The organism is Picosynechococcus sp. PCC 11901, assembly GCF_005577135.1.
In the GTDB taxonomy this organism is placed as follows: domain Bacteria; phylum Cyanobacteriota; class Cyanobacteriia; order Cyanobacteriales; family MRBY01; genus MRBY01.
In genome coordinates, this window is the sequence record NZ_CP040360.1 from 2,962,607 (window position 1) to 2,985,037 (window position 22,431).

Annotated in this window: 25 protein-coding genes and 1 tRNA gene; 20 read left to right on the forward strand and 6 right to left on the reverse strand. The window is 49.4% G+C overall.

Features of this window, described 5'->3' with window-relative positions; translation table 11 throughout:
- Nucleotides 1-474: 474 nt before the first annotated feature.
- The 7 genes from FEK30_RS15265 to cpcF all read left to right on the forward strand — a co-directional run bounded on the left by FEK30_RS15265 (nt 475) and on the right by cpcF (nt 6,887).
- Entirely contained in the window at nt 475-2,004 is a 1,530-nt protein-coding gene (locus FEK30_RS15265; protein WP_168191154.1) for an ammonium transporter, read from the forward strand.
- A gap of 743 nt (nt 2,005-2,747) precedes the next feature.
- Entirely contained in the window at nt 2,748-3,266 is a 519-nt protein-coding gene (gene cpcB / locus FEK30_RS15270) for a C-phycocyanin subunit beta (RefSeq protein ID WP_062435379.1), read from the forward strand.
- A gap of 105 nt (nt 3,267-3,371) precedes the next feature.
- On the forward strand, nt 3,372-3,860 hold the full coding sequence (gene cpcA, locus FEK30_RS15275) for a C-phycocyanin subunit alpha (RefSeq protein WP_012307809.1): 489 nt from the start codon (nt 3,372-3,374) through the stop codon (nt 3,858-3,860).
- Nucleotides 3,861-3,978: 118 nt separating this feature from the next.
- Nucleotides 3,979-4,851, forward strand: a complete 873-nt coding sequence (locus FEK30_RS15280; protein WP_012307810.1) for a phycobilisome linker polypeptide — start codon at nt 3,979-3,981, stop codon at nt 4,849-4,851.
- A 178-nt stretch (nt 4,852-5,029) separates the two neighbouring features.
- Nucleotides 5,030-5,272, forward strand: coding sequence for a rod-capping linker protein CpcD (gene cpcD / locus FEK30_RS15285; RefSeq protein WP_012307811.1), 243 nt, complete (start codon nt 5,030-5,032; stop codon nt 5,270-5,272).
- 136 nt (nt 5,273-5,408) lie between these two features.
- Nucleotides 5,409-6,215: a C-phycocyanin alpha-cysteine-84 phycocyanobilin lyase subunit CpcE gene (gene cpcE / locus FEK30_RS15290; protein ID WP_138073650.1), complete on the forward strand. Its 807-nt coding sequence runs from the start codon at nt 5,409-5,411 to the stop codon at nt 6,213-6,215.
- 54 nt (nt 6,216-6,269) lie between these two features.
- Nucleotides 6,270-6,887 (forward strand): C-phycocyanin alpha-cysteine-84 phycocyanobilin lyase subunit CpcF, encoded by a 618-nt coding sequence (cpcF, locus tag FEK30_RS15295; protein ID WP_138073651.1) that lies wholly within the window; start codon nt 6,270-6,272, stop codon nt 6,885-6,887.
- A gap of 41 nt (nt 6,888-6,928) precedes the next feature.
- Here cpcF and FEK30_RS15300 read toward each other — a convergent pair whose 3' ends face one another.
- The 5 genes from FEK30_RS15300 to FEK30_RS15320 form a co-directional block, all read right to left on the reverse strand.
- Nucleotides 6,929-8,179, reverse strand: a complete 1,251-nt coding sequence (locus tag FEK30_RS15300; protein ID WP_138073652.1) for an RNA-guided endonuclease InsQ/TnpB family protein — start codon at nt 8,177-8,179, stop codon at nt 6,929-6,931.
- Nucleotides 8,180-8,387: 208 nt separating this feature from the next.
- The gene (bioU, locus tag FEK30_RS15305; protein ID WP_138073653.1) at nt 8,388-9,374 is read right to left on the reverse strand and encodes a (S)-8-amino-7-oxononanoate synthase BioU; all 987 of its coding nucleotides are present in this window, start codon (nt 9,372-9,374) and stop codon (nt 8,388-8,390) included.
- Nucleotides 9,375-9,447: 73 nt separating this feature from the next.
- The gene (locus FEK30_RS15310) at nt 9,448-9,936 is read right to left on the reverse strand and encodes an acyl-CoA thioesterase (protein WP_012307817.1); all 489 of its coding nucleotides are present in this window, start codon (nt 9,934-9,936) and stop codon (nt 9,448-9,450) included.
- 42 nt (nt 9,937-9,978) lie between these two features.
- Nucleotides 9,979-10,539: a gamma-glutamylcyclotransferase family protein gene (locus tag FEK30_RS15315; protein WP_041443592.1), complete on the reverse strand. Its 561-nt coding sequence runs from the start codon at nt 10,537-10,539 to the stop codon at nt 9,979-9,981.
- Nucleotides 10,540-10,588: 49 nt separating this feature from the next.
- Nucleotides 10,589-10,930, reverse strand: a complete 342-nt coding sequence (locus FEK30_RS15320; protein WP_012307820.1) for a histidine triad nucleotide-binding protein — start codon at nt 10,928-10,930, stop codon at nt 10,589-10,591.
- On the opposite strand from FEK30_RS15320, the gene FEK30_RS16795 reads away from it, so the two are divergent.
- From FEK30_RS16795 to FEK30_RS15360, 9 genes are all read left to right on the forward strand, one after another.
- Nucleotides 10,929-11,066: a hypothetical protein gene (locus FEK30_RS16795; RefSeq protein WP_157072221.1), complete on the forward strand. Its 138-nt coding sequence runs from the start codon at nt 10,929-10,931 to the stop codon at nt 11,064-11,066. The two genes, FEK30_RS15320 and FEK30_RS16795, sit on opposite strands and share 2 nt — an antisense overlap.
- A 445-nt stretch (nt 11,067-11,511) precedes the next feature.
- Entirely contained in the window at nt 11,512-11,709 is a 198-nt protein-coding gene (locus FEK30_RS15325) for a DUF2949 domain-containing protein (RefSeq protein ID WP_012307821.1), read from the forward strand.
- A 193-nt stretch (nt 11,710-11,902) separates the two neighbouring features.
- Nucleotides 11,903-12,880 (forward strand): ABC transporter ATP-binding protein, encoded by a 978-nt coding sequence (locus FEK30_RS15330; protein ID WP_030007300.1) that lies wholly within the window; start codon nt 11,903-11,905, stop codon nt 12,878-12,880.
- 75 nt (nt 12,881-12,955) lie between these two features.
- Nucleotides 12,956-14,650 carry a hypothetical protein gene (locus FEK30_RS15335; RefSeq protein ID WP_138073654.1) on the forward strand — a complete coding sequence of 565 codons (1,695 nt, stop codon included), beginning with the start codon at nt 12,956-12,958 and terminating at the stop codon, nt 14,648-14,650.
- 75 nt (nt 14,651-14,725) lie between these two features.
- Nucleotides 14,726-16,204: a hypothetical protein gene (locus tag FEK30_RS15340; RefSeq protein ID WP_138073655.1), complete on the forward strand. Its 1,479-nt coding sequence runs from the start codon at nt 14,726-14,728 to the stop codon at nt 16,202-16,204.
- Nucleotides 16,205-16,260: 56 nt separating this feature from the next.
- A complete protein-coding gene (locus FEK30_RS15345; RefSeq protein WP_138071026.1) occupies nt 16,261-17,139 on the forward strand; it encodes an IS982 family transposase in 879 nt (292 codons plus the stop codon).
- A gap of 19 nt (nt 17,140-17,158) precedes the next feature.
- Nucleotides 17,159-17,374 (forward strand): hypothetical protein, encoded by a 216-nt coding sequence (locus tag FEK30_RS15350; RefSeq protein WP_138073656.1) that lies wholly within the window; start codon nt 17,159-17,161, stop codon nt 17,372-17,374.
- A 31-nt stretch (nt 17,375-17,405) separates the two neighbouring features.
- A tRNA-Arg gene (locus FEK30_RS15355) sits at nt 17,406-17,478 on the forward strand.
- Nucleotides 17,479-17,611: 133 nt separating this feature from the next.
- Nucleotides 17,612-17,941, forward strand: a complete 330-nt coding sequence (locus FEK30_RS15360; protein ID WP_138073657.1) for a DUF8822 family protein — start codon at nt 17,612-17,614, stop codon at nt 17,939-17,941.
- A gap of 15 nt (nt 17,942-17,956) precedes the next feature.
- On the opposite strand, the gene FEK30_RS15365 is transcribed toward FEK30_RS15360, so the two are convergent.
- Nucleotides 17,957-18,688 (reverse strand): phycocyanobilin:ferredoxin oxidoreductase, encoded by a 732-nt coding sequence (locus FEK30_RS15365; protein ID WP_138073658.1) that lies wholly within the window; start codon nt 18,686-18,688, stop codon nt 17,957-17,959.
- Nucleotides 18,689-18,852: 164 nt separating this feature from the next.
- On the opposite strand from FEK30_RS15365, the gene tatA reads away from it, so the two are divergent.
- The 4 genes from tatA to FEK30_RS15385 are packed head-to-tail and all read left to right on the forward strand — an operon-like array spanning nt 18,853 to nt 22,397.
- Nucleotides 18,853-19,029, forward strand: a complete 177-nt coding sequence (tatA, locus tag FEK30_RS15370) for a twin-arginine translocase TatA/TatE family subunit (RefSeq protein ID WP_041443593.1) — start codon at nt 18,853-18,855, stop codon at nt 19,027-19,029.
- Nucleotides 19,030-19,067: 38 nt separating this feature from the next.
- Nucleotides 19,068-20,045 (forward strand): ABC transporter ATP-binding protein, encoded by a 978-nt coding sequence (locus FEK30_RS15375; protein WP_138073659.1) that lies wholly within the window; start codon nt 19,068-19,070, stop codon nt 20,043-20,045.
- Nucleotides 20,032-20,826: an ABC transporter permease gene (locus FEK30_RS15380; RefSeq protein ID WP_445260585.1), complete on the forward strand. Its 795-nt coding sequence runs from the start codon at nt 20,032-20,034 to the stop codon at nt 20,824-20,826. The genes FEK30_RS15375 and FEK30_RS15380 overlap by 14 nt, the downstream gene beginning before the upstream one ends.
- Nucleotides 20,827-20,855: 29 nt before the next feature.
- A complete protein-coding gene (locus tag FEK30_RS15385; protein WP_138073661.1) occupies nt 20,856-22,397 on the forward strand; it encodes a GldG family protein in 1,542 nt (513 codons plus the stop codon).
- Nucleotides 22,398-22,431 lie beyond the last annotated feature (34 nt).

The window sequence follows — 22,431 nt, forward strand, 5'->3', positions numbered from 1 at the left end:
ATTGCAGCAGTCTTAGAACAGACCTTCCAAAAAGCCTGTGTCGTAAGGGTTAGAGCTATTCTAATTCTCCCTTTAATCTGTCTGAAGCGTATCATTTTATACAGAATGTTAGTGGTAAACATTTTAAAAACCAGGGTGCCTTAGAATAACCGCAATCAGTCCTTAAACTTGCGTTGGGATTTGATTTTTTGAAAACATCTTTGCTCTGAATAAATGTCAGCAAGTCCTCAATGGTGAAAACCCCAAATCCCATCACCATGAAAACTTTAAGGCCCTTAGGTGCCAGACCGAGCTTGGTGCAGCTTCAGACCATAGATGATTTTTCGGCAACTTTCGTTGATGGCTTTTCAAAAGGTTACTTCTGCTACCATTAGCGAATTTTGCCTGTGTTATTCCATTGAGTGAATGCCTAAACAACATCTCAAACTAATGCCTAAGTCAACTTTTCAACAACGTGGATGGGCACGGGAAGACATGCGGTCTCCCCACACAACAGATAACAGTGTGGTGCTTCGCTTTGCCCGTCAGCTCTCCCGTCATTTCTCCCCTGCCTGGCTTGCCTGTATTCCCTTAGCGGCGATTATCACCGTCGTTTGGGGAACTGCAGCAATGGCACAATCCGACGCCGTCGATGCCGCAGGTCAAGTCCAAATTATCCTAGACACGATCTTCCTGTTGATTGCGTCCGTCCTTGTTATTTTCATGAATGCAGGGTTCGGAATGCTTGAAGCTGGTTTTTGTCGTCAAAAAAATGCGGTCAATATCCTCTCCAAGAACTTGATTGTCTTCGCCGTTGCCACCATTGCTTATTGGGCGGTTGGTTATGCCTTTATGTATGGCGATGGAAATGCTTTTATCGGTCTGAAGGGCTTTTTCTTCAACGGTAGTAGTATTCCCTACAGTGGAGATGGTAGTGAATGGTACATCGAAGAAGTTATTGATGGTGAAACAGTTCAAATTCTTCAGTTCGTACCGGAAAGTGTCTCCTTCCTGTTCCAGGTTGCCTTCGCCGCCACCGCTGCCACCATCGTCTCTGGGGCTGTCGCTGAGAGGATTAAATTCGACGCTTTCTTGATTTTCAGCTTCCTTTTAGTGGCGATTTCCTATCCCATTACAGGTCACTGGCAGTGGGATGGCGAATGGCTGTCTGCACTTCCTTTCCTCGGTGTGGATGAAGAAGGGGCTGCTTTATTTGGTTTCCATGATTTTGCTGGTTCAACCATTGTTCACTCCGTTGGTGGTTGGGCTGCCCTTGTGGGTGCTGCAGTAGTCGGGCCTCGCCTCGGCAAATACCGTGATGGTCAAGTCCACGCCATTCCTGGTCACAACATGAGTATTGCGACCTTAGGCTGTCTAATTCTTTGGATTGGCTGGTTTGGTTTTAACCCCGGTTCTCAATTGGCAGCAGATGCTGCGGTGCCTTACATCGCAATCACGACAAACCTTTCGGCTGCAGCTGGGGGAATCACAGCAACCGCAACCTCTTGGATCAAAGATGGAAAGCCAGACCTATCTATGATTATTAACGGTATTTTGGCTGGTCTCGTTGGGATTACGGCCGGTTGTGATGGCGTCAGTTTCTTTTCTGCTGTGATCATCGGGGCGATCGCCGGTGTACTCGTCGTCTTCTCTGTGGCCTTCTTCGATGCTATTAAAATCGATGACCCCGTTGGTGCGACCTCTGTACACCTCGTCTGCGGTATCTGGGGAACTCTTGCCGTTGGTCTGTTCAAGATGGATGGGGGTTTATTCACTGGCGGTGGCATCCAACAGCTGATTGCCCAAATCGTCGGAATTCTTTCCATTGGTGGCTTTACCGTCGCCTTTAGCTTTATTGTTTGGTATGCCCTATCAGCAGTCCTTGGTGGAATTCGCGTCGAAAAAGACGAGGAACTCCGGGGTCTCGACATTGGTGAACACGGCATGGAAGCTTACAGTGGCTTTGTTAAAGAGTCCGATGTTATCTTCCGAGGGACTGCCACTGGTTCCGAAACCGAAGGATAAATCCTCCCAGGAAATCCTTAAAACAATCTAAAGAAATTTTTCCTAACCTTCCTTACCCAAGGGAGGTTTTTTATGTGAGTTCACATTTTGTTACGTTACCCAGTCAATACTTGAGCCGCTCAAAAAGTCTGACCTAGAGCAGAAAGTCCCTGAGTATATCGACTCATTAATCCGGTCTTTCTACTTGGTTTCCTGAGTTGATTTTCTGCGGAATTTTGGAAATTCAGAGATCTAACCTTAGGGGGAGTCTACTTAAAAACGGCTCTGCTCAACCCTGCAAATGCCCTACTCTTCTTCTGTCTAGCCCAAGCACTCCCTGAGAAAATTAGCGGCGATCGCCTATAATCATGAAGTTTTGTGACAGATCTTTTTACAAGATGTAATGTTTAAATGCCGGCAGACGTTGTATAACATTTACCTAAGATTAAGAGTCACTCGCAGTACTCCTTAGAAACCCCATAGGTTCCAAGGAACTAGCATGAACTTTATCTGGCAACTTTGAGAATCTGAGAAATTCAATGAATGTAAAGTTTCTTAAATGCCAAGGTGAAAAACAAGCAAAAATAGCTGACACTCTTAATTGGCTTTGGGGATTAAGTTTCCAACTCGAAAACAAAACCTTTTATCGACTCTAGGATTTTGTTTTCAGCAAGAGAGCCCCTCAGCACTTGCTTCACTCTTGTTAGTAAGCAAACCGCACAAAATAAATCCCACTCATCAAAATATAAGTAGGAGATAAAAACATGTTTGATATTTTTACCCGGGTTGTTTCTCAGGCTGATGCCCGAGGTGAGTTCATTTCTAGCGACAAGCTCGAAGCTCTCAAAAAAGTTGTTGCCGAAGGTACCAAGCGTTCTGATGCCGTAAGCCGCATGACCAACAATGCGTCTTCCATCGTTACCAACGCTGCTCGTCAACTCTTCGCTGACCAGCCCCAACTCATCGCTCCCGGTGGAAATGCTTACACCAACCGTCGCATGGCTGCTTGTCTTCGCGACATGGAAATCATCCTCCGTTATGTAACCTACGCAACCTTCACTGGTGATGCGTCTGTACTCAACGACCGCTGCCTCAATGGCCTCCGTGAAACCTACGTTGCGCTTGGTGTTCCCGGTGCTTCCGTTGCTGCTGGTGTACGTGCAATGGGTAAAGCTGCTGTAGCGATTGTTATGGATCCCGCTGGTGTAACTCCCGGTGACTGCAGCTCTCTCCAACAGGAAATCGAACTCTACTTCGAAACTGCTGCAAAAGCTGTTGAATAATCTTTTTTAATTCAACTCTGACATTTTTCGTTTTAAGTCTTACTGATACCGTAAGGCGCCCTTTTAAAGAAAATTATTGATAATCCATAGGGAGATAATCTGACAATGAAAACCCCTCTTACCGAAGCAGTAGCACTCGCTGATTCTCAAGGCCGTTTCCTCAGCAACACTGAGCTCCAGTACCTCTATGGTCGTCTTCGTCAAGGTGCTTTCGCCCTTGAAGCGGCTCAAACGTTGACTGCAAAAGCTGACACCCTCGTTAATGGTGCTGCTCAAGCGGTTTACAGCAAGTTCCCCTACACCACCAGCACTCCTGGCAACAACTTCGCTGCTGACCAGCGCGGTAAAGACAAGTGTGCTCGTGACATCGGTTACTACCTCCGCATGGTTACCTACTGCCTAGTTGCTGGTGGTACTGGCCCCATGGATGAGTACCTCATCGCTGGTGTTGACGAAATCAACCGTACTTTCGATCTTTCTCCCAGCTGGTATGTTGAAGCTCTCAAGCACATCAAAGCAAACCATGGTTTGACTGGCGATGCTGCTACTGAAACTAACAACTACATCGACTACGCAATTAACGCCCTCAGCTAATTTTGCTTAGTCTAGGCCCGGATGGGTAAGTGGTTTTCAGCTTAAGTGTTGGGTTCTACTTACTTCTCCGGGTCTTGCTCTATCTAAAAACATTGGTTTAACAAGGAGTATTAGGCAAATGCCAGTTACTGTCGCTGCCTCTCGCTTGGGAACCGCTGCGTTTGACCAATCACCCGTCGAACTGCGCGCTAACTATTCTCGAGATGATGCACAAACCGTCATCCGCGCCGTTTATCGCCAGGTTTTAGGCAATGACTATGTCATGTCTTCTGAGCGCTTAACAGCTGCGGAATCTTTGTTCACGAATGGGTTTATTTCTGTGCGGGATTTTGTCCGTGCCGTGGCCCAGTCTGAGCTATATAAAGAAAAGTTTTTATACAACAATTTCCAAACCCGTGTGATTGAACTGAACTTCAAGCACTTGTTGGGTCGGGCCCCCTACGATGAAGCAGAGGTGATTGAGCACCTCGATCGCTATCAAAATGAAGGGTTTGAAGCTGATATCAATTCTTACATTGATAGCGCTGAATATACGGAAAACTTCGGGGACAACATTGTGCCCTACATCCGTAGTTATGTTGTTCAGACTGGACATCGTACCGTTGGTTTTACCCGGATGTTTAGTCTACAACGGGGTTATGCCAATAGCGATCGCGCTCAGATTGCGGGGAATGCTTCTCGCTTAGCCCAAGAGCTCGCTCGTAATACTACCTCTGCGGTGGTTGGGCCTTCTGGTGTTAACGAAGGTTGGGCTTTCCGGTCTGCAGCTGATGATTATCATCCTGGTCAATCCCTTGGTGGTTCCACTGGCTTAAGTGCGGATGACCAAGTTGTCCGGGTTGAAGTTGCTGCGTTGTCTACGCCTCGTTATCCTCGGATTCGCCGTAGCAGTCGCGTTTTCTTCGTACCGGTATCTCGTCTGTCTCAGAAGCTGCAAGAAATTCAGCGGATGGGCGGTAGAGTCGCCAGTATTTCACCTGCTGGCCAGTAAAGGTTAGAGGTCTCGTTTGCGCGTGATCTCTGAGTTGTTACCGGAGTGGGTAATTGATGAAAATCAGGGACAAAATTTGAGAGGGGGTCTAAGCTTCTCGATTTTGTGCCTGGTTTTGGCGACTTTACCTTAAGCGTTTATTGTACATAAATCTTTTACGGAGTTCCAAGAAAGAACCATGTTGAGTCAATTTGCGAATGGAACGGAAGCGGCTTCGCGTGTTTTTACCTACGAAGTGCAAGGGCTGCGCCAGACAGAAGAAACAGACAATCAAGAATACGCCTTTCGTCGCAGTGGCAGTGTTTTTATCAATGTGCCCTATGCTCGGATGAATCAAGAGATGCAACGGATTTTGCGTCTAGGCGGCAAGATTGTTTCGATTAAACCTTATACGGGTGCGACTGCTTCTGACGAGGAATAATTTTGTTGCTTCTTTCTGTCGCTGAATAAGCTTAATAACATTGTTGTTTTGAATATTTTTTCTAGACGGGGTAGCAGTGCTTTGGTTTTAGTGCTGTTGCTCCGACTTGTTGTGGGGGCTATTTAAAGGAGAATTTATGTCGGACTGGCAGATGGCTGAGGCCTGGACCCTAGAGGAGGCGATCGCCAACATCCAACAAACGGAAGATACAGGCAAACGTTATTATGCGGCTTGGTGGTTTGGCAAGTTCCGGGTGCAGGATGAGCGGGCCGTAAATGCGTTGCTAGCAGCGTTAAAAGATGAGACGGATCGGTCGCCGGATGGAGGTTATCCCCTACGTCGGAACGCAGCAAAGGCGTTGGGCAAGCTGGGTAATCCGGCAGCGGTGCAACCGTTAATTGAGAGTTTAGAAAGTCCTGATTATTATGTGCGGGAATCGGCGGCCCAATCGTTGGAGATGTTGGGAGATCGGCAGGCAATTCCTGCGTTACAAGCGCTACTCGCAGGAGGGGTTGCGGCGGCAGTCAAGGCTGAGGGCAAACCCCATTTAGTGCAGCCCTATGAAGCGGTGATTGAGGCGTTAGGGACGATTGGTGCCACGGCGGCGATCACCGAGATTGAGCCATTTTTAGATCACGAATTCGCAAAAATTCGCTACGCAGCACTACGGGCCTTATATCAACTGACCCAAGAAGCCCACTACGCCAAACAGTTGATGGAAGCCCTGAACGGAAATCAGTTACAGTTGCGACGGTCTGCCCTATTAGATTTGGGCGCTATCGGCTATGTTCCGGCGGGTCAGGCGATCGCCAAAGCCTATGCCGAAAATAGCTTAAAGTTAATTTCCCTCAAGGGCATTCTCGAATCCCATTTACAACGGACAGCCGCAACCCTCGATGCGGACGGTTTACAATTGCTCGAATTAATGGATAGTCTGCTCTAGGAACCTTAATAAACCAAATCCCTACATTTTTTGCGATCGCTAACTTCTGAACCCATGACCGTCGACGTTTTAATTCGTGCCGTTAACAACCCCACCTCAGCCCAAGACCTGGTCAAAAATGTGGCCCAACTCGCCGCAACAAAAGATGAACAAGCTATCCCAACTTTAGTAGAAGTGCTGAAATTTAATAATCCGGGGGCGGCCGTCGCGGCGGTCAATGGTTTGATCAATATTGGCGAGGCCGTTGTACCCTACCTCCTCGAAAATGTCGATGGCTATAACTACGGGGCGCGGGCATGGATGCTACGAATCTTTGCCGGGATTGGTGACCCCAGAGCCTTAGACCTGCTAATTGAGGCGGCGAATAAGGATTTTGCCTTTAGTGTGCGGCGCTCTGCGGCCAAAGGATTAGGAAATATTCAATGGCATAAAGTGCCAGATTCTGAGCGAGAAGTGCAGCAGCAAAAGGTCTGTGACTGTCTATTCCTGGCCCTTGAAGACGGAGAATGGGTGGTTCGCTATGGGGCGATCGCCGGACTAGAGGGTTTGTCGCAAGCCATTCCAGAAGCTAAAAAAATCGTCATCAAAAACAAACTCACTGAATTTCTCACCACAGAACCAGAAGCCGCAATCCGTGCCCGAATCCAAAAAGCAATCCTGAGTCTTCCGTGACATACTCCCGACGCTGAATCAAAGATTACAGCGCGGGCTTCTTAAATCGCTTTAAGAAATTCCTGCTTCAAAGCCTCCCTACTGGGCGTAGCTCCACAGGATTGAACGGTCTGTCCAACCGCTACACTTCGACATGCTTCGACAAGCTCAGCAACATGCTCAGTGCTAGCTAGTCCACGATTGCGAATTACTTGACCACTGGCCACATCTCGATTGGTGGTGTAGCCACATTCTGGGCATTCATGCCGACGCATGGACAAGTCTTTTTTCACCGCTACACCACAGGATGGGCATTCCTGACTCGTGCCATTAGCAGCAACCTTTTGGAAATGCACACCACGCTTAAAGCAGACCCATCTCAATGTCTCGAGGAACTGCCCCCAACCAGCATCCAGACAATGCTTCCCCAGCATTCCTTTTGCCAGTCCTTTTAGGTTCAACTCCTCCGCAAATATCATCCCTGCTTGGTCGCAGAGATGATGGGCTAACTTACGGTGAAAATCTTTGCGTCGGTTCACAATTCGTTCATAGAATCTGGCGACTCGTTGACGAGCTTTTTGCTGGTTCTTTGAACCTTTCTGCTTTCTGGCAACGGCACGGTTCAGCACTTTCAGCCTGTGTTGTGCCTCCACAAAGAATCGGGGTCTCCCAATCAACTCGCCTTCTGATGTCGCAACAAAATCCGTTAATCCCACATCAATCCCAATGGCATAACCACCAATCGGGGGATCTGGAATCTTTACGTCGCTTTGGATAACTAGCTGGATATACCAACCAGAAGCGCGTTTAACTACCCGTGCTTGCTTCACCTCAAACCCATCAGGGAGCGGGCGGTGCATCACGGTCTTAACCCAACCAAATACAGGCAACTTAATTTGATTGTCACCAATTGGGTTTTTGCCCAACTGCGGGAAGTTAAAGCTGCGAAAACGCTTCTTAAACCTTGGGAATCCGAACCCACTATTCCACAATGCATTAAACGCCTTTTCCAGCCTGCCCATCACATCCTGAAGCACTTGAGAATGCACCGCTTGCAGAAAAGAATTAGTTTTCCTTGCGGCGGTCAAATTGCGCTTTTGACTGTAATAGGTCGGCTTTTCTGAATCCATTGGGTAAATAAATTCCCGCTGAATACTGCAAGCATTAATCGGGCACTTACGGGACTGAATCCAATCACGACGTTCAGCTAAGGCGTAGTTATAGACGCGCTTGCACGTGTCCAACCATTCATCCATTTTGATGGCTTGGTCGGCAGTCGGATAGACTCTGTACTCGTAAGTCAGGTTAATCATACCTGTACCATAGTAAGACTTAGGGAAATCGCACACTTTTTCTAAGACGCTTAACTAGGAGTTTGCTGCTTCCCGCTGGTCAGTCGCTCGCTCCTCATCCCGACGTTGATATTTCACATACAACGCGGGGCTTCCCCGCTGTTAAGCTAAGCAAAAAAAATCCCCCTGACCCAGGAGGATTTGTGGGAATGTCATTCTCCAAGCGAAACTACTTCACAAATTGGGGCATCATATCCGCCGCTGTGAAGATGCCTGTTAAACCTTGCTTTTGCAACCAAACCCCCGTTTTGAGATAACCGAAAGCGGGGCCACAAACATTGGCGGCCATGCTAGTTTCATCCCCAAGGGTAAACGTATGGGTCGCAATCTTGCCTTCAAAGGTACGGCCCGTCAATTGCACATTGGTGCTGAGGGGTTTTTTCGGATTGCGCGTATCTACCACACCGCCGACACTAACTTGATCACGGGAACAAATCCCGGCCAATTCCAGCATGAGATCATCGGCATGTTCCATATTTTCGAGGGAAATAATGCCATTGGTTTCATCCAATAGGGCTTCAACCTCTGCATCGCTCATGGCCCGCGCTTTGTCCACATCATAACCAGGCATGTGGGCAATATCTTCCCGGATGGTCGCCCGGTAAGCTTCCCAGTTCGCAATACCCACCCCGAAGGTGATTTTAACGCTGTGAACCTCTGCATAGCTTTGGGCCGCGATCGCCGCCGCTGCCGTCAACAAACCAGGCGTCGCGCCGCAACCCGTCATGTAGGTAATACCTGCGTTTTTCACCTCGTCCTTGAGGGAGAGGATTTGTTCCATGGCACTGGTGCGCTTCAGGGCATCCACCAACACCCCTTGCCAACCAGAAGCAATAAATTGCCGGGTCACATCAGCTATAAACGTGTTGGGCAAGTTTGGCAGAGCGAGGAAAAAACCATCCACTTGAGCATTAGCGATCAGATCGGCAATACTGTTTTGACTGAGGACGCCATATTCTGGCACATGACCCACGGAACCCTGCTGATTGTAGGTGCTGATGCAGGCTTGGGTATCGAGGCCTTCAGGATTATAGATATAACCTTTATGGTCGGCAGCGGCGACGAGGCGCATTTCTGATTTTGGAGCTAGTAATCGGGCTGCAGCTTGACCGAGGCCCCCAAAGCCCAGGACACCCACGCGAATAATATTACTCATAGTGATTTTCGATAAACGTCAAAATTTTGTCTGTTAGTCCAGCATAGACTGTCTATTATCGGCAGAAATGGCCTTAAATCCCACGAATTTTCTTGAAGACTTCTTCCACGGCGGGTGGCAATTGGCGCATAATTTTGCCTTTTTCTCGGTCAACGCTAACCAGGGTCACTTGACCGGTGAAGTACAGTTCTTGCCCGTCTGGGGATTCAATGCGGTAGTCCCACTCCATGCGGACGCCTTTCATTTCTTGCATGCGGGTTTTGATAATCGCGGTCATCCCCATCTTCAGAAAACTATGGTAGCGGGTTGATAGGGCGATCACGGGTAATTCGCAACCCAGTTGAACCAGATCGGCGTAGTCGAGGCCAATGGATTGGAGACAGGCGATCCGGGCTTCCTCTAGCCATTTAATATAGGTGCCGTGCCAAACGACGCCAGCATAATCGGTGTGATGGGGATAAACCGTAATTGGATAGTCAAACCAGGGTTCACTGGTGGCATGTAAGGCCGGGGAACGGGCGATCGCCGTTGTGGGGAGTTCTTCTTGTTTAGGGGCAACCATAAAATATCAATCCTTCTTCCTAAGCGCACAGCATCAAAAATTTTAAAGGGTCTGACCCCGTTGGAGACGTTTCATGTGGTTAAACAATCGCCAAGAATAGTCGCGGGAAAGGCCAGCGGTCATTGCCCCCCGCATCACAATATAAAAATACCAATCGTCTGGGGGAACTTCCTGGGGCGTTTTATTGACGACGACGTAGGTACGCACCGAGGGGAACCGCTGGCCTTGGCATTCAACGGTCACCTGGGTTTGGCGATAACCATTGGTGGGGACTTCCTCCCGCAGATCGAGCTTTTCACTGACTCGCCAGGGCAAATGGTAGAGAACGCCTTCCACATGACTGCCTGCGTGGGGCACCACATCCAAAACACCACAGCTTTTGCGTTTGGGAGAAAGACGATTAAACGCCAGACGATAATTCTGTAAAATGCCCCGACCCACAACGAATTGGTGGGCATCCTCCTCAATGGTGCGGGCCAAATCGACAGGACACATACAAGACCCATAGGCGAAATAATAGAAAGCCCTGTCTGTGTGGGTGATGGTGCGGGGTTGGGACGCTGTGTGGGTTTGGAAAGGGGGCGCAGAAGGGTCAAAGGACATGGGCCGCTACCTCAAGGGAATAAAAGCCTGGGGTTTACGCTACAAGGATTTAGCCAGGAGGCCAAGCTAGGGGGCGATCGCCGAGGAGATGCAGATGGAGATGGAACACCGTTTGGCCCCCATCTTCACCGGTATTAATCACGACACGGTAGCCTTTATCGAGGTTTTCCTGGCGGGCAATCTTTTTAACGGTCAATAATAAATGACCCAAAAGCGCTTGATCTGTATCATCGGCCGCTGTCAGCATGGGAATTGGCTTTTTGGGAATCACCAAGATATGCACAGGGGCTTGGGGGTTGACATCACGGAAAGCCAGGGCTAGATCGTCCTCATAGACAATATCCGCCGGAATCTCTCGCCGAATAATTTTGCCAAAAATCGTATCGCTCATGGGCTATCGCCTTGTGAAAGTCTCTGGGGAGTTATTTTATCGGGTTGCTCGCCTGGGGCGCTTGAGTATTAAGTTCAGTGAAGCAAATCCCCGCTACCGCAAACAAACCGAAAAAGATATTAAGATTCTTGCTTAATGCAAAAAAGCACAGTAGGATATGGGCCTTAACCTTATCAGTTCCACTTTTTCGTTCACCATCGACCTAAATAGGGCCTCTAGGTTTGCCGGTGAAATTCGGTTCTTTTTATCCTAACCAATCTGGGGTTGCAAAAACAGAAACAGCACACCACAAGGGAAAAACACTCCCTATAATCGGGGAAACTTATAAAGGCTGGAGTATTGATGAGCAGAGCATGGGTCACCTTTTTTTACTGAGTTCCCATCTCCCTAGGCGAAATCTAACCCCTTGTGATCTCTACTACAGACTTATCAAAAATTCACCTTTAAGATAATGTTTGTTTGTCTCAAAGTCCTTTAGGATAATTTCAATTTTCCCCTCACCCCAGTCAACGCATATCCTCCTCTCCCTCACCGCTAAGTATTAGTGAAATTTCCATAAGTTATGGAGCGCAAAACCATATATGACGCCGATCACCTACTCAAAATTTATTCACTTCCTGCAAGAAGAACTGGCCATCCCTGGGGAATCTATTTCTGTGATGGAACGCCATCGGAGTAATACCTCTGCCCATCATCCTTTACCCATGGTGCTGTGGCAGTATGGCCTGGTGACCCTAGAGCAGTTAGACCGCATTTATGAATGGCTGGAGACAGCGTAAAAAGAATTCAAGCTGAATTGGATTGACCCAATCACAACGGATGATACGTGGTGCAGGTTCTCGCACGAGTGGGGCCTGCTTTTTAGTGAAAAAACCCTTGGGGAGATGCTGTTTCAATTTTGTAACGGCCCAGGGCAGCGGCGGTTAACTGTGGTTAAGCTAGGGGCAAATTGGGTTAAGAATTCCAAGGCCTATGCTTACTGCGCAATCGGCATCATCGCCACCCGTTGACCAAATGGCGATCGCCACCTTTAATTTGACGAAACAGTTTGACCGACAGGTGGCTGTGAGTGATGTGGAACTTCAGGTACAACCGGGGGAAGTGTACGGCTTGATTGGCCCTAATGGTGCCGGGAAAACCACATTAATTCGGATGTTGGCAACGGCAGAGGAACCCACCCTCGGCGAAATTTATATCCATGGCGATCGCCTCCTGCGGGATGACAGTAACCCCCACCTGAAGCAACGCCTCGGCTATCTCCCCGATGATTTTCCCCTCTACGATGACCTCAATGTTTGGGATTATCTGGACTACTTCGCGCGCCTTTATAATCTCCACCAACCCCGTCGCCGACGTCGTTTGAGTGAAGTCCTAGAGCTGGTGCAACTTACCCACAAGCGGGACGACAAGATTGCCACCCTTTCCCGGGGAATGAAACAGCGCCTCAGCCTGGCCCGCACCATTATTCACGAACCGCTCCTATTGCTCCTGGATGAGCCGGTGTCGGGTTTAGATCCCATTGCGCGGATGCAGTTTCGCGAAATCATTAAGGTACTCCAGGAAGCTGGCATGACCATCCTGATCTCCTCCCATGTCCTCAGTGATTTGGCAGAACTCTGTTCTTCTGTGGGCATTATGGAATTGGGTTATCTCGTCGAGAGTACCTCCCTAGAGGATTTGTACCAGCGGCTCTCCCGGCAATATTTAGTGGTTAGTACCCTGGATAACCTAGACGGACTCGTGGGGGAACTAAAGCAGCAGCCCCTGGTTCGGGGTTGGGAAAGCTGCGCCCCCAATCGTTTGCAAGTAGAATTTGCGGGAACTCCCGCAGAAAGCACGGCACTTTTAAAAGATCTCATCGCCGCGGGAATCCCAGTGTCTGAGTTTTATGGCAAAACGGAGGATCTAGAAAGCATTTTCCTGAAGCTGGGCCACCAACAAACAACCTAGCAGTGGCCGTTTGAATTTATCTATAAGTTTGCCCACATTTTTTAATCGTTTATTGATCTCCATCTCCAAAACATCATGGTTTTTCATCAATGGCTAGACCGCATCGGTGACTGGAATCCTCAGCTTTTTCGGGAGCTAAAAGGCCGACTGTCTAAAAAAGCCCTCGGTTTAGTGGCGATCGCCTCTTTTTTCACGCAGGGAATATTTTATTTAAGTCTGAGAATCGCCCTCCCCAGTGCTGGGATTAGCACCACCAACCATTACTGCATTGGTCGCGCCCCGGCAGACTTTGATTCCAATAGCCATTTAATCCATAGCCAAAACTTTTGTGTGGCTGATGCGACGGGAAATTTGAACCTAAATTGGCCCCTGTGGTGGACTGACCTATTTATTACCCTCAGTGTGGTGGGATTTTTCGTGGCGCTGTTGGGGGGCGTTTATTTACTAATCCAAGATTTGGGCAAAGAGCAAAAGGCAGGCACTTTGAACTTCGTCAAATTGAGTCCCCAGTCGGCCCAGGCGATCGCCATTGGCAAGATTTTAGGGGTTCCCAGTCTCATTTATGTCGGTCTGGCCTTGGTTTTTCCCTTACACTTTTGGGCCGGACTCAGGGGCGGCATTCCGTTGCCGTTAATCCTGCTTTTCTACGGTGTGATCACAGCTAGTTACGGCTTTTTCTATAGTGGTGCGGCGCTGTATAGTTTGGTGAATCCAACCCAACCCGCCCTCAAAGCTTGGTTAGCGACGGGGGGACTTTTTTACTTGATGATGGGGAGCACGACGTTTCTCCTCCAGGAAAATAGCCACGTCGGCAATCTCATGGATGGCGTCAATTTGTTTAATCCGCTGCACATGTTGGTGTATTTGGGTCAAGCCAGTGCCGCCGCGGAACAACTGCTCACGTTTAACTACGATAGCCTCGCCGATGTTTCCTTTTTCCGGGTTTATCTTTGGGAGAATGGGGCGATCGCCGCTCTGATTTATCTGTTGCTTTATGGAATGGGGATCTACTGGTTTCTCCAAGCGTTCCGCCGGAAATTTCATTATCTCAATGGCACCCTCCTTAGCAAGAAACAGAGTTATGGCTTAACGGCGTTGCTTACCATTTTTGGGCTTGGCTTTACGGTGCAATCTCCCCTGGGGGCGATCGCCAACCACAACGATTGGTTATTTAATTTTCTGCTGCTTTCCCTGGCCGGTAGTTGTTACTTATTTACGCTGATGGCGGTGCTTTCGCCGTCGTTCCAGTCCCTCCAAGATTGGAGCCGTTACCAAAAAGGAGAATGGCAAGATTGGTTCTTTGGGGAACGAAGTCCTGCCATTGGTGCAGTGATGATGAATGTTGCCATTGTCACCGGGGCGATCGCCTTGGCTGTGGCTGTGATTGTTGCTTCTCCCTACAAAATCTCCTTTGCGCTTGGGGTGGTGATGCAGGGCTTAATGGTTGTTCTGCTTTGTGTTGTGGCCCAGCGGGTACTCCTGAAAAAAGGCAAGCGGCAAGGCATCGGCGCCACGATTCTCGTCACTAGTGGGGTGATTTTGCCCTTCATTTTCCTCGGTATTAATGGCGTTAACCCAGAATTACAGGCGGCCCCTTGGTTCTGGACAATTATCCCGATGGTCGCCACTGAAAACGCCAGTTTAGCCAGCATTTTTCTCACCATTTTGGGCCAAATGGGGGCGATCGCCGTGCTGCATCGGGTTGTGGGTCGCCGGATTCAGCAGCTTAGCACCTCAGAGCTAAAGCAAACCCTGACCCCAGCAGGTTAATCCCTAAATTACCTGAAGTCTCGTCGGTCGAAAATGCTTCTCCCTTGCTAAGAACCATAATCCCAGGTATCAACCATGGATAGAATCCTCAACCCCCTCGGTGATTGGAATCCCCAACTTTTTCGGGAATTAAAAGGCCGCTTCACCCGTAAAAATGTGGCGATCGCCTTTGGTCTTGCTTGCTTTACCCAATTCTTCCTGTACCTTTTCTACCTGGGGGAATTGCCAAATGCCCTGGTTGATCAACCCTACAACCGTTACTGCACCGGCCCGGAAGATGACTACTGGCGGTTTACCTATCAATGTTTGAGGGATGGCAACGACTGGCTGATCAACTGGCAACTGTGGCATTTTGATGTGTTTGTGGCCCTGACCCTGATCGGCCTGGGGATTCTCTTAGTGGTTGGTACCCATTTAATTGGGGCCGATGTCGCGAAGGAAGAACAACGGGGCACCCTGGGTTTTGTGCGCCTCAGTCCCCAACCCGTCTCAAAAATTTTGCTCGGTAAACTGTTGGGAGTGCCTAGCCTGATTTATGTTGGTTTAGCTTTTGTCCTGCCCTGGCACCTGTGGCTCGGTTTTCAAGGTGGCATTGCTCTGGGTTGGCTAATGGTGCTTTATGGGGTGGCGATCGCGGCTAGTTTCACGGCCTTTACGGGGGCGGTTCTATGGAGTTTCGTGGGGCGCGACCTGTTGGGGGGCTTCCACACCTGGCTCTATAGTGGTGGCCTCGGCCTCTATCTCTTTGGGATGTCTGTGGCTTGCTTTGAGGATAATTTTCCCAGCTATACCCCCTTTGATTGGGTGCGGCTGTTCTATCCGGGCAATATCTTTTATTACCTCGTTGACCAAAATTCCCTCGCCCCGGAAACCATCGGTTATTTTTCACCCCACAACTGGTTTCAGACCCAATGGTATGGCTCTTCCCTTTGGGTGATCGGGCTGGGGGGCCTTGGGTTTATGGCGATCCATTATGCTCTTTTAGGGGCCTTGGCTTGGCAAGGGATTCGGCGGCGTTTTTATGATCCCCAGGCCACGATGATCACGAAAGTCATGGGCTGCGGGGTCGCCGTTAGCAGCACGATTTTTATGACTGGGTTTGTTTGGGCTGGCGATCGCCCCGAACGTCTGTTTGCCAATTTTCAAACCCTACAAGGCTTCTATTGGGTGGTAATGTTGGGGTTAATTCTTTTGTTAACACCGACCCGGCAGCGGGTACAGGATTGGGCGAGATTTCGGCATCAAAATACTTCTCACCGACGGTTTAAATGGTCTTTTTTCAGGGAGGATCGATCTCCGGCCCTAGGGGCGATCGCCTTGATGTTGCTCCTCACCACGGGCTACCAAATGGTCATTGTCCTCTTGTCCCCCCTGCCCAGCCAAAAATTGCTCGTGATCGCAGCTTTAGGACTCCAGGGAGGTTGCCTTTTCCTTCTGGCCGTTTTAACCCAATGGATCTTTCTCCGTCGTCAAAAACGGGCCATTTGGTTTGGCGTTGCCGTCATCGGGCCTAGTGTTGTCCCTTTTATCCTGTTTAACGTGAGTTCGGGATAAGGGAAGAGGGGTAGAGTAGTCTGGAAGTGTCCAAACTAAACCAATCTACTCACCCCATGTCTAGTCTAGAAGAACTTTTCTGTAATGTGGATGACTTCTGTCAAATCTTTGAGCCTCTCTGGCATCAAGAGTTAATTCAAGGCGGTACAGTGACTCGACTTCGCTCCCGTCGTTTATGCCTCAGCGAAATTCTGACAATCTTGATCTCCTTTCATCGCGAATCCTACCGTAATTTCAAACATTTCTACGAAAAGTATGTTTGTCAACATTGGCGAGAAGCCTTTCCACACCTCGTCAGCTATCAGCGTTTTATCGAGTGGATACCTTCGACGATTGTGCCTTTATGTGTGTATTTAAAGCATTGTTTCGGGAGCTGCACAGGTATCAGTTTCATTGATGCGACAAGCCTAAAAGTCTGTCACAGTAGGCGTATTCACAGTCACAAGGTCTTTGATGGTCTTGTGGCTCTCGGCAAAACTTCCGTGGGTTGGTTCTATGGTTTTAAGCTTCATTTAGTGGTCAATGAACTGGGAGAGTTGCTCAATGTTCAAATCACCGCAGGTAATGTAGATGACAGAAAACCCGTAGAGGAGTTAGTGCAGCAATTATTTGGCAAAGTCTTTGCAGACAGAGGCTACGTTTCTCAACCGTTAACGGAGAAGTTACGGGAAACCTATGGGATTGAGTTTTTTGCGAAGCCAAAACGCAACATGAAGAACAGATTAATGCGTTTGACAGATAAATTATTATCGAGAAAGCGCTTCATTATTGAGACAGTGATTGACCAGTTAAAGAATATTTCACAAATTGAGCATTCCCGCCATCGTAGTCCGGTGAATTGCTTTGTGAATATACTTTGTGGCTTAATCGCCTACTGCCATCAGCCGAAAAAGCCCTCGCTACAGTTAGACTGGGCATTACAGCCTTCGGCTTAACCCGAACTCACGTCTGTTTATGGTCTTCCATGGACGCTTTACCTTGCCCATTACCCTCGGCCTCTTTTCGGCGTTTCCCCTCAGTGCCGTTGCCATGGCGGTGCCCAGTATGGTGATCTGGAGTGCGATCGCCCAGTGGGGCATGATTCTCGGTTGTCTTTGGGGACTGCAACAACAGATCCAACGCCTCGGACAGTCCGACCTGAAAACTTTTCAGCCGACCCCTACCGAATGATCTAAAACATGTTATTCTTGTATTCCTGTATGGGCACGTGGCTCAGTGGATAGAGCATCAGATTCCGGTTCTGAGGGTCGGGGGTTCGAATCCCTCCGTGCTCGTGAAAAAAAAGAAAAAACATCAACGACTTGTCTTCCGTAAGGTGCAGGTCGTTTTTCTTAAAGGCCCCCAGGTCTAAGGGAAATTGATATACTGAGGGTCAATCCGCTACTGTGCACCTTTTTCGCAATTTATATGGCTGAACCGATTCCGCCGATCACCTTACCACCGATTACTGATCCCGCCATTGAGGGACAATGGTTAGAAAAATCCCTACAGCATTGGCTTGATACGGAGTTTTTACCAGAACCGGCCAACAAAAAAATTGCCAATCGCGCCCGGGAAATTTACGTGCGTCAACGTCTCGAAGGGGAAAACGACCTCGGTTCCCTCGTGATTGCCATCGTCACAGAAATGCGATCCTTCAACTTTAAAGAATCGTTTTATGGCGAATTTGCGGTGGCCAATGCCGTGAGTGATTTAATCCTTGATAGCCTGGGCATTGACCGTTGCTGCGGTAATTAAAGCTTTGTTCGCGATCTAGGCTGGAATATCAAACAGCACCTGACTCATGTAGCGCTCGGCCCAGTCAAGGTTAAAGGCCTTTTCTAAAACACGGCGCGTTTTGTCATTCCGCTGTTGTTCTTGGCAATAGTGCCGTTGTCCAGCCAGATAAATGGCCTGGTCAGCCGGAGAAAGCTTTTCTAAACCCAAGGCCAACTGACAATGAATCGTCAGAAATTCCCGCACCCGTTCCAAAAACTGCTGTTCTTCGCTGGGACTACTGGGACGAATAAAGAGGCAAAATTCCGAAAAAATTGCGCCCCATTCCGGGAGATCACGGGGCTGGGAAAAGTTTAAGTTGTCTTGATTTTGTCGTAGTCGTGTTTGGTAAGCCGTAGACAAAGTTTTATCGGCACTGGTCGGGGATAAATCGGCGATCGCCGCACTCACACCACGGGGATTACCGACTAAATCGCAGCCAAACATTGGTAGGGCATATTCCGCGCGGGGAAACATCACACAATGGAGAATATCGAGGTTTTCGCCCACTTTGGCCATTTCCAGGTGCATTTTGCGGAAGTGCTGGCTCTGGTAGCAGGTATTTTCGATGGTGAGCCGTTCCCCTTCTAATTTCCCTTCGATGTAGCCGAGGCCTTCCGGCAGGGTAAAGGGTTCTAGCTCTAAGTGTTGATGCCAGGTTTCGAGGATGACACCAGCGAGCTGTTCGATGAGGGGATAAAATTTTGGCTTGGTTGCAGGGGCAGTCATGGGCGAAAAAGCAATCTTAAAAAGTGGTTTGAAACAATGTTCTAGATCCCTGTAGGTAACGCGAGTGGTGACCTAGACCCAGAATTTAGAACCAAAGATATACTGGAACCGCCGCAAATGCGGCACAATTGTCCCATAAATTAATGTTTGTGAGGGGTACGCTCATGTTCGGCTTAGGTTGGCCTGAAGTGTTGATTATTTTAGGGGTGGTGGTGTTGATCTTTGGCCCAAAGAAAATCCCTGAAGTGGGCAGTGCCCTAGGAAAAACCCTGCGGGGCTTCAAAGAAGAAATGGAAACTCCAGAGACAGAAGAGGATTATCTTGACTCCGACCAACGTTAGGCTCAGTTATTTGGGGTTGGCGAATTTTTTAGTGCACCATGATTGAAGTTGAGCAGCTTGGCAAAACCTATGGCCAAACAGAGGCGATCGCCGATCTTAGTTTTCGGGTAGAAACAGGGGAAATTGTCGGTTTCTTGGGGCCAAACGGCGCAGGGAAAACCACGACTCTCCGCATTCTCAGTGCCTATCTGCCAGCGACGACGGGAACGGCAAAAATTGCGGGCTATGATGTCCATACCGAATCCATGACGGTGCGGCGACACCTGGGCTATCTCCCGGAAAATCCGCCCCTCTATCCCAATATGACCGTGGCTGGCTATCTCAATTTTGTCGCACAGCTCAAAGGGGTCAATGCTGGCGATCGCCCCCACAAAATCCAAGCTGCCCTCGCCCAGTGCCAATTACAAACCAAAGCCAACAACCACATCCGTAATCTGTCTAAGGGCTATCGGCAACGGGTCGGCATTGCCCAGGCGATCGTCCATGACCCCCCGGTGATCATTCTCGATGAACCCACCGTTGGTTTAGATCCCGCCCAGATGATCGAAGTGCGGCACCTAATTAAATCCTTAGGCGGCGATCGCACTATTTTGCTATCCACCCATCTCCTCTCAGAAGTCAGTCTCACCTGTGACCGGGTGGTAATGATTAACCAAGGCCACCTCGTCGCCACCGATACCCCCCACAATCTCCAGAATCATTTCCTCAATTACCACGGTTACGAACTAGAGACCGATGGCGAACTAGCGCAAATCCAACGTCTCCTCGATCCCTTACCTGGTGTTATTCATATCGAATCATTGGCACCAATGAATCCCCGTCGTCCCCGCCTCCGGATCACCACTGCGGACAATCCCGAATGGGGCAAAGACATTGCCAGAATCCTTGTCAATGCAGGGGTCGGTCTCTATGAAATGCAGCGACTGCGCCCCAGCCTTGAGGACGTTTTTTTAGAATTATTAGACGCTGAGGCGAACGATCCGATGTCTGAACAACTCCATGCTGATGCTGAATAACATTGTGGCGATTTTTCGCCGGGAACTACAGAGCTACTTCACCGCTCCTCTCGCCTATATTTTTGCGACGTTGCTGTGGTTTTTGGGGGGATTTTTCTTCCTGATGCTCCTGATTGGCCCCCAGGGCATTGTTACCTTTGTCGCGACCCAAGAACAGATGGGCGTTGCCTTACCACCTATTGATGTGGCCACGGAATTTCTCCAGGCTTTTTGGGGCATCCTGGGCATTTTAGTCTTGTTTCTGTTGCCGTTGCTCTCCATGGGTCTCTATGCTGAAGAACGCAAACAGGGCACTTTGGAACTTTTAGCGACCTCTCCGGTGACGAACTGGGCGGTGGCAGTGGGCAAATTGTTGGGAGTCGTGACATTTTTTTCGGTACTGTTCCTGCCCATGGTGCTGTGGGAACTGATTGTCTTAGTGAATGCAGCCCCGGCCTTTCCCCTCAGTCTCTTTCTCTTGGCGCATTTGGGCTTGTTGCTCTTGGTGGCCGCTATTTTATCTTTGGGGATGTTTGTGTCGTCTCTCACAGACAGTTCCCTGATTGCGGCGGCCTTGACCTTTACCCTAGTGCTGATGTTGTGGCTGTTGGATATGCTGGGCGATCGCCTGTCGGGGCCGTTGGGCAATGGCCTCAAACATCTCTCTTTACTGAAGCATTACAACAATTTCCTCGAGGGAATTTTCGATAGCAGTAGCCTGGTCTTACTCCTCAGCTATAGCATTCTGGGGGTTGTCCTCACGGCCCAATCCATTGAAGCTTTGCGCTGGGCACGGCGTTGATGGTTTCTTGATATTGTTAACAGAGCATCATGTTTCCACAGCAACGATTTTCACGATATTTCATTTGGTTAGGCTTGGCTCTGGTGGTTGCGGGCGCTGTCATCCTGGGGGCCACGGGAGAAGGCTTCGCCTATGGCTTGATTCTGGTTGGGTTATTGTTGTTGGGTTGGGGGGTCAGTCATTTTCCAGGTCTGGGAACGGGGCTGCAACGGTTCTGGCGCAAGCGATCTACCCAGATGGGGACGAATGGGGTTGTCGGGGCGATCGCCATTTTGCTGATTTTTTGTCTGACGAATTTTTTAGCTGTCCAGCTCCCTCTCCGCATTGACCTCACAGAAAACCAAATCCACACCCTCTCTAGCCAAACCCAAGGGGTGCTGCAAAATCTATCTCAACCTCTAACCCTGTGGCTCTTCCAAGAAACGGACGATGCGAATTTAAAGCCCTTTTTAGACAATTATCAACGGCTCAATCCCAATAATTTTCGCTATGTTTTTGTCGATCCAGACCGTAATATCGAGGCAGTACAGCGATTCCAGGTCGAGAGTCGCGGCGAAGTTCACCTTGAATATGGCGATAAAACCCAACTGCTGAAAGTGCTAGCTCAGGGGGAACCACTCACAGAAAGCCAACTGACCAATAGCATTCTGCAAATCCAAGGCGATCGCCAACCCCACCTCTACGTCCTCCAAGGCCACGGCGAACCGCCCCTCGATCAAATTCCCGGAGGGCTAGGGCAAATGGCCCAACTTTTGGCCACCCAAGGTTATGCAGTCTCTCCGCTAAATTTCACCCAAACGCCTACGATTCCCCCAGATGCCGATCTGATTGCAGTCATTGGCCCCCAAACGCCATTTCTCCCAGGGGAAGTTGCCCTCTTGGAAACTGCCCTTGCGAATAACCAAAGTCTCCTCCTTCTGCTCGATCCCCAAACGGATCCCCAGTTAAATTCGCTCCTGGACAAGTGGGGCCTCAGCCTCGATCAACGGCTCATTCTCGACCAAGGGAACCGGGCGGACTTCCTCGGTTTAGGACAATCGACCCTCGTATTAAATCAATACGGTGACCATCCGATCACCACGGCCCTTGCTGGACAAAACTCTATCTATCAAGCGGTGCGCCCCATTTTCAGCGACACCACAGAGGCGATCGCCGCCACCGCAATCCTCAGTACCGATGACCAGGCCTGGGCCGAAAGCCAACCCGAAATCCCGGATCCGACCTTTAACCCCCCAGGCGATCGCCCCGGCCCCCTGACCTTTGGCTGGGCCCTGGAAAAAATAGATTCCCAAGCTACAATGAAGGCAACTCGCCTTGTGGCAATTGGTAACACCACCTTTGTAACCAATGGTTGGCTAGAACAATACCTAAACAGCGACCTCTTGCTCAATACCGTGAATTGGCTGGCCCAAACGGAAGAGGCGCCCCTCGCAATCCAACCGAGAACCCCCCAAGAGCGACGTCTAAATCTCCGTCGTTGGCAAATTGCAACCCTTGCCTGGTTTGCCCCCATCCTATTTCCCCTTGGTGGTTTAGGCGGCGCAATCTTTTGCCTTTGGCGACGCCGTTAGAAAAATATGTGAGATGACCGATAAATTTACGTAA

What these genes read in the sequence shown, in the direction of transcription:
- FEK30_RS15335 (WP_138073654.1), top strand. Translation starts at nt 12,956, where the DNA reads ATGGTTTTTCATCAATGGCTAGACCGCATCGGTGACTGGAATCCTCAG.
- cpcD (WP_012307811.1), top strand. Translation starts at nt 5,030, where the DNA reads ATGTTGAGTCAATTTGCGAATGGAACGGAAGCGGCTTCGCGTGTTTTT.
- FEK30_RS15345 (WP_138071026.1), top strand. Translation starts at nt 16,261, where the DNA reads ATGTCTAGTCTAGAAGAACTTTTCTGTAATGTGGATGACTTCTGTCAA.
- FEK30_RS15325 (WP_012307821.1), top strand. Translation starts at nt 11,512, where the DNA reads ATGACGCCGATCACCTACTCAAAATTTATTCACTTCCTGCAAGAAGAA.
- FEK30_RS15265 (WP_168191154.1), top strand. Translation starts at nt 475, where the DNA reads ATGCGGTCTCCCCACACAACAGATAACAGTGTGGTGCTTCGCTTTGCC.
- FEK30_RS15375 (WP_138073659.1), top strand. Translation starts at nt 19,068, where the DNA reads ATGATTGAAGTTGAGCAGCTTGGCAAAACCTATGGCCAAACAGAGGCG.
- FEK30_RS16795 (WP_157072221.1), top strand. Translation starts at nt 10,929, where the DNA reads ATGGGCTATCGCCTTGTGAAAGTCTCTGGGGAGTTATTTTATCGGGTT.
- cpcE (WP_138073650.1), top strand. Translation starts at nt 5,409, where the DNA reads ATGTCGGACTGGCAGATGGCTGAGGCCTGGACCCTAGAGGAGGCGATC.
- FEK30_RS15340 (WP_138073655.1), top strand. Translation starts at nt 14,726, where the DNA reads ATGGATAGAATCCTCAACCCCCTCGGTGATTGGAATCCCCAACTTTTT.
- FEK30_RS15385 (WP_138073661.1), top strand. Translation starts at nt 20,856, where the DNA reads ATGTTTCCACAGCAACGATTTTCACGATATTTCATTTGGTTAGGCTTG.
- FEK30_RS15330 (WP_030007300.1), top strand. Translation starts at nt 11,903, where the DNA reads ATGCTTACTGCGCAATCGGCATCATCGCCACCCGTTGACCAAATGGCG.
- FEK30_RS15320 (WP_012307820.1), bottom strand. Translation starts at nt 10,930, where the DNA reads ATGAGCGATACGATTTTTGGCAAAATTATTCGGCGAGAGATTCCGGCG.
- cpcB (WP_062435379.1), top strand. Translation starts at nt 2,748, where the DNA reads ATGTTTGATATTTTTACCCGGGTTGTTTCTCAGGCTGATGCCCGAGGT.
- FEK30_RS15280 (WP_012307810.1), top strand. Translation starts at nt 3,979, where the DNA reads ATGCCAGTTACTGTCGCTGCCTCTCGCTTGGGAACCGCTGCGTTTGAC.
- tatA (WP_041443593.1), top strand. Translation starts at nt 18,853, where the DNA reads ATGTTCGGCTTAGGTTGGCCTGAAGTGTTGATTATTTTAGGGGTGGTG.
- FEK30_RS15315 (WP_041443592.1), bottom strand. Translation starts at nt 10,539, where the DNA reads ATGTCCTTTGACCCTTCTGCGCCCCCTTTCCAAACCCACACAGCGTCC.
- FEK30_RS15310 (WP_012307817.1), bottom strand. Translation starts at nt 9,936, where the DNA reads ATGGTTGCCCCTAAACAAGAAGAACTCCCCACAACGGCGATCGCCCGT.
- FEK30_RS15300 (WP_138073652.1), bottom strand. Translation starts at nt 8,179, where the DNA reads ATGATTAACCTGACTTACGAGTACAGAGTCTATCCGACTGCCGACCAA.
- cpcA (WP_012307809.1), top strand. Translation starts at nt 3,372, where the DNA reads ATGAAAACCCCTCTTACCGAAGCAGTAGCACTCGCTGATTCTCAAGGC.
- FEK30_RS15365 (WP_138073658.1), bottom strand. Translation starts at nt 18,688, where the DNA reads ATGACTGCCCCTGCAACCAAGCCAAAATTTTATCCCCTCATCGAACAG.
- bioU (WP_138073653.1), bottom strand. Translation starts at nt 9,374, where the DNA reads ATGAGTAATATTATTCGCGTGGGTGTCCTGGGCTTTGGGGGCCTCGGT.
- FEK30_RS15350 (WP_138073656.1), top strand. Translation starts at nt 17,159, where the DNA reads ATGGTCTTCCATGGACGCTTTACCTTGCCCATTACCCTCGGCCTCTTT.
- cpcF (WP_138073651.1), top strand. Translation starts at nt 6,270, where the DNA reads ATGACCGTCGACGTTTTAATTCGTGCCGTTAACAACCCCACCTCAGCC.
- FEK30_RS15360 (WP_138073657.1), top strand. Translation starts at nt 17,612, where the DNA reads ATGGCTGAACCGATTCCGCCGATCACCTTACCACCGATTACTGATCCC.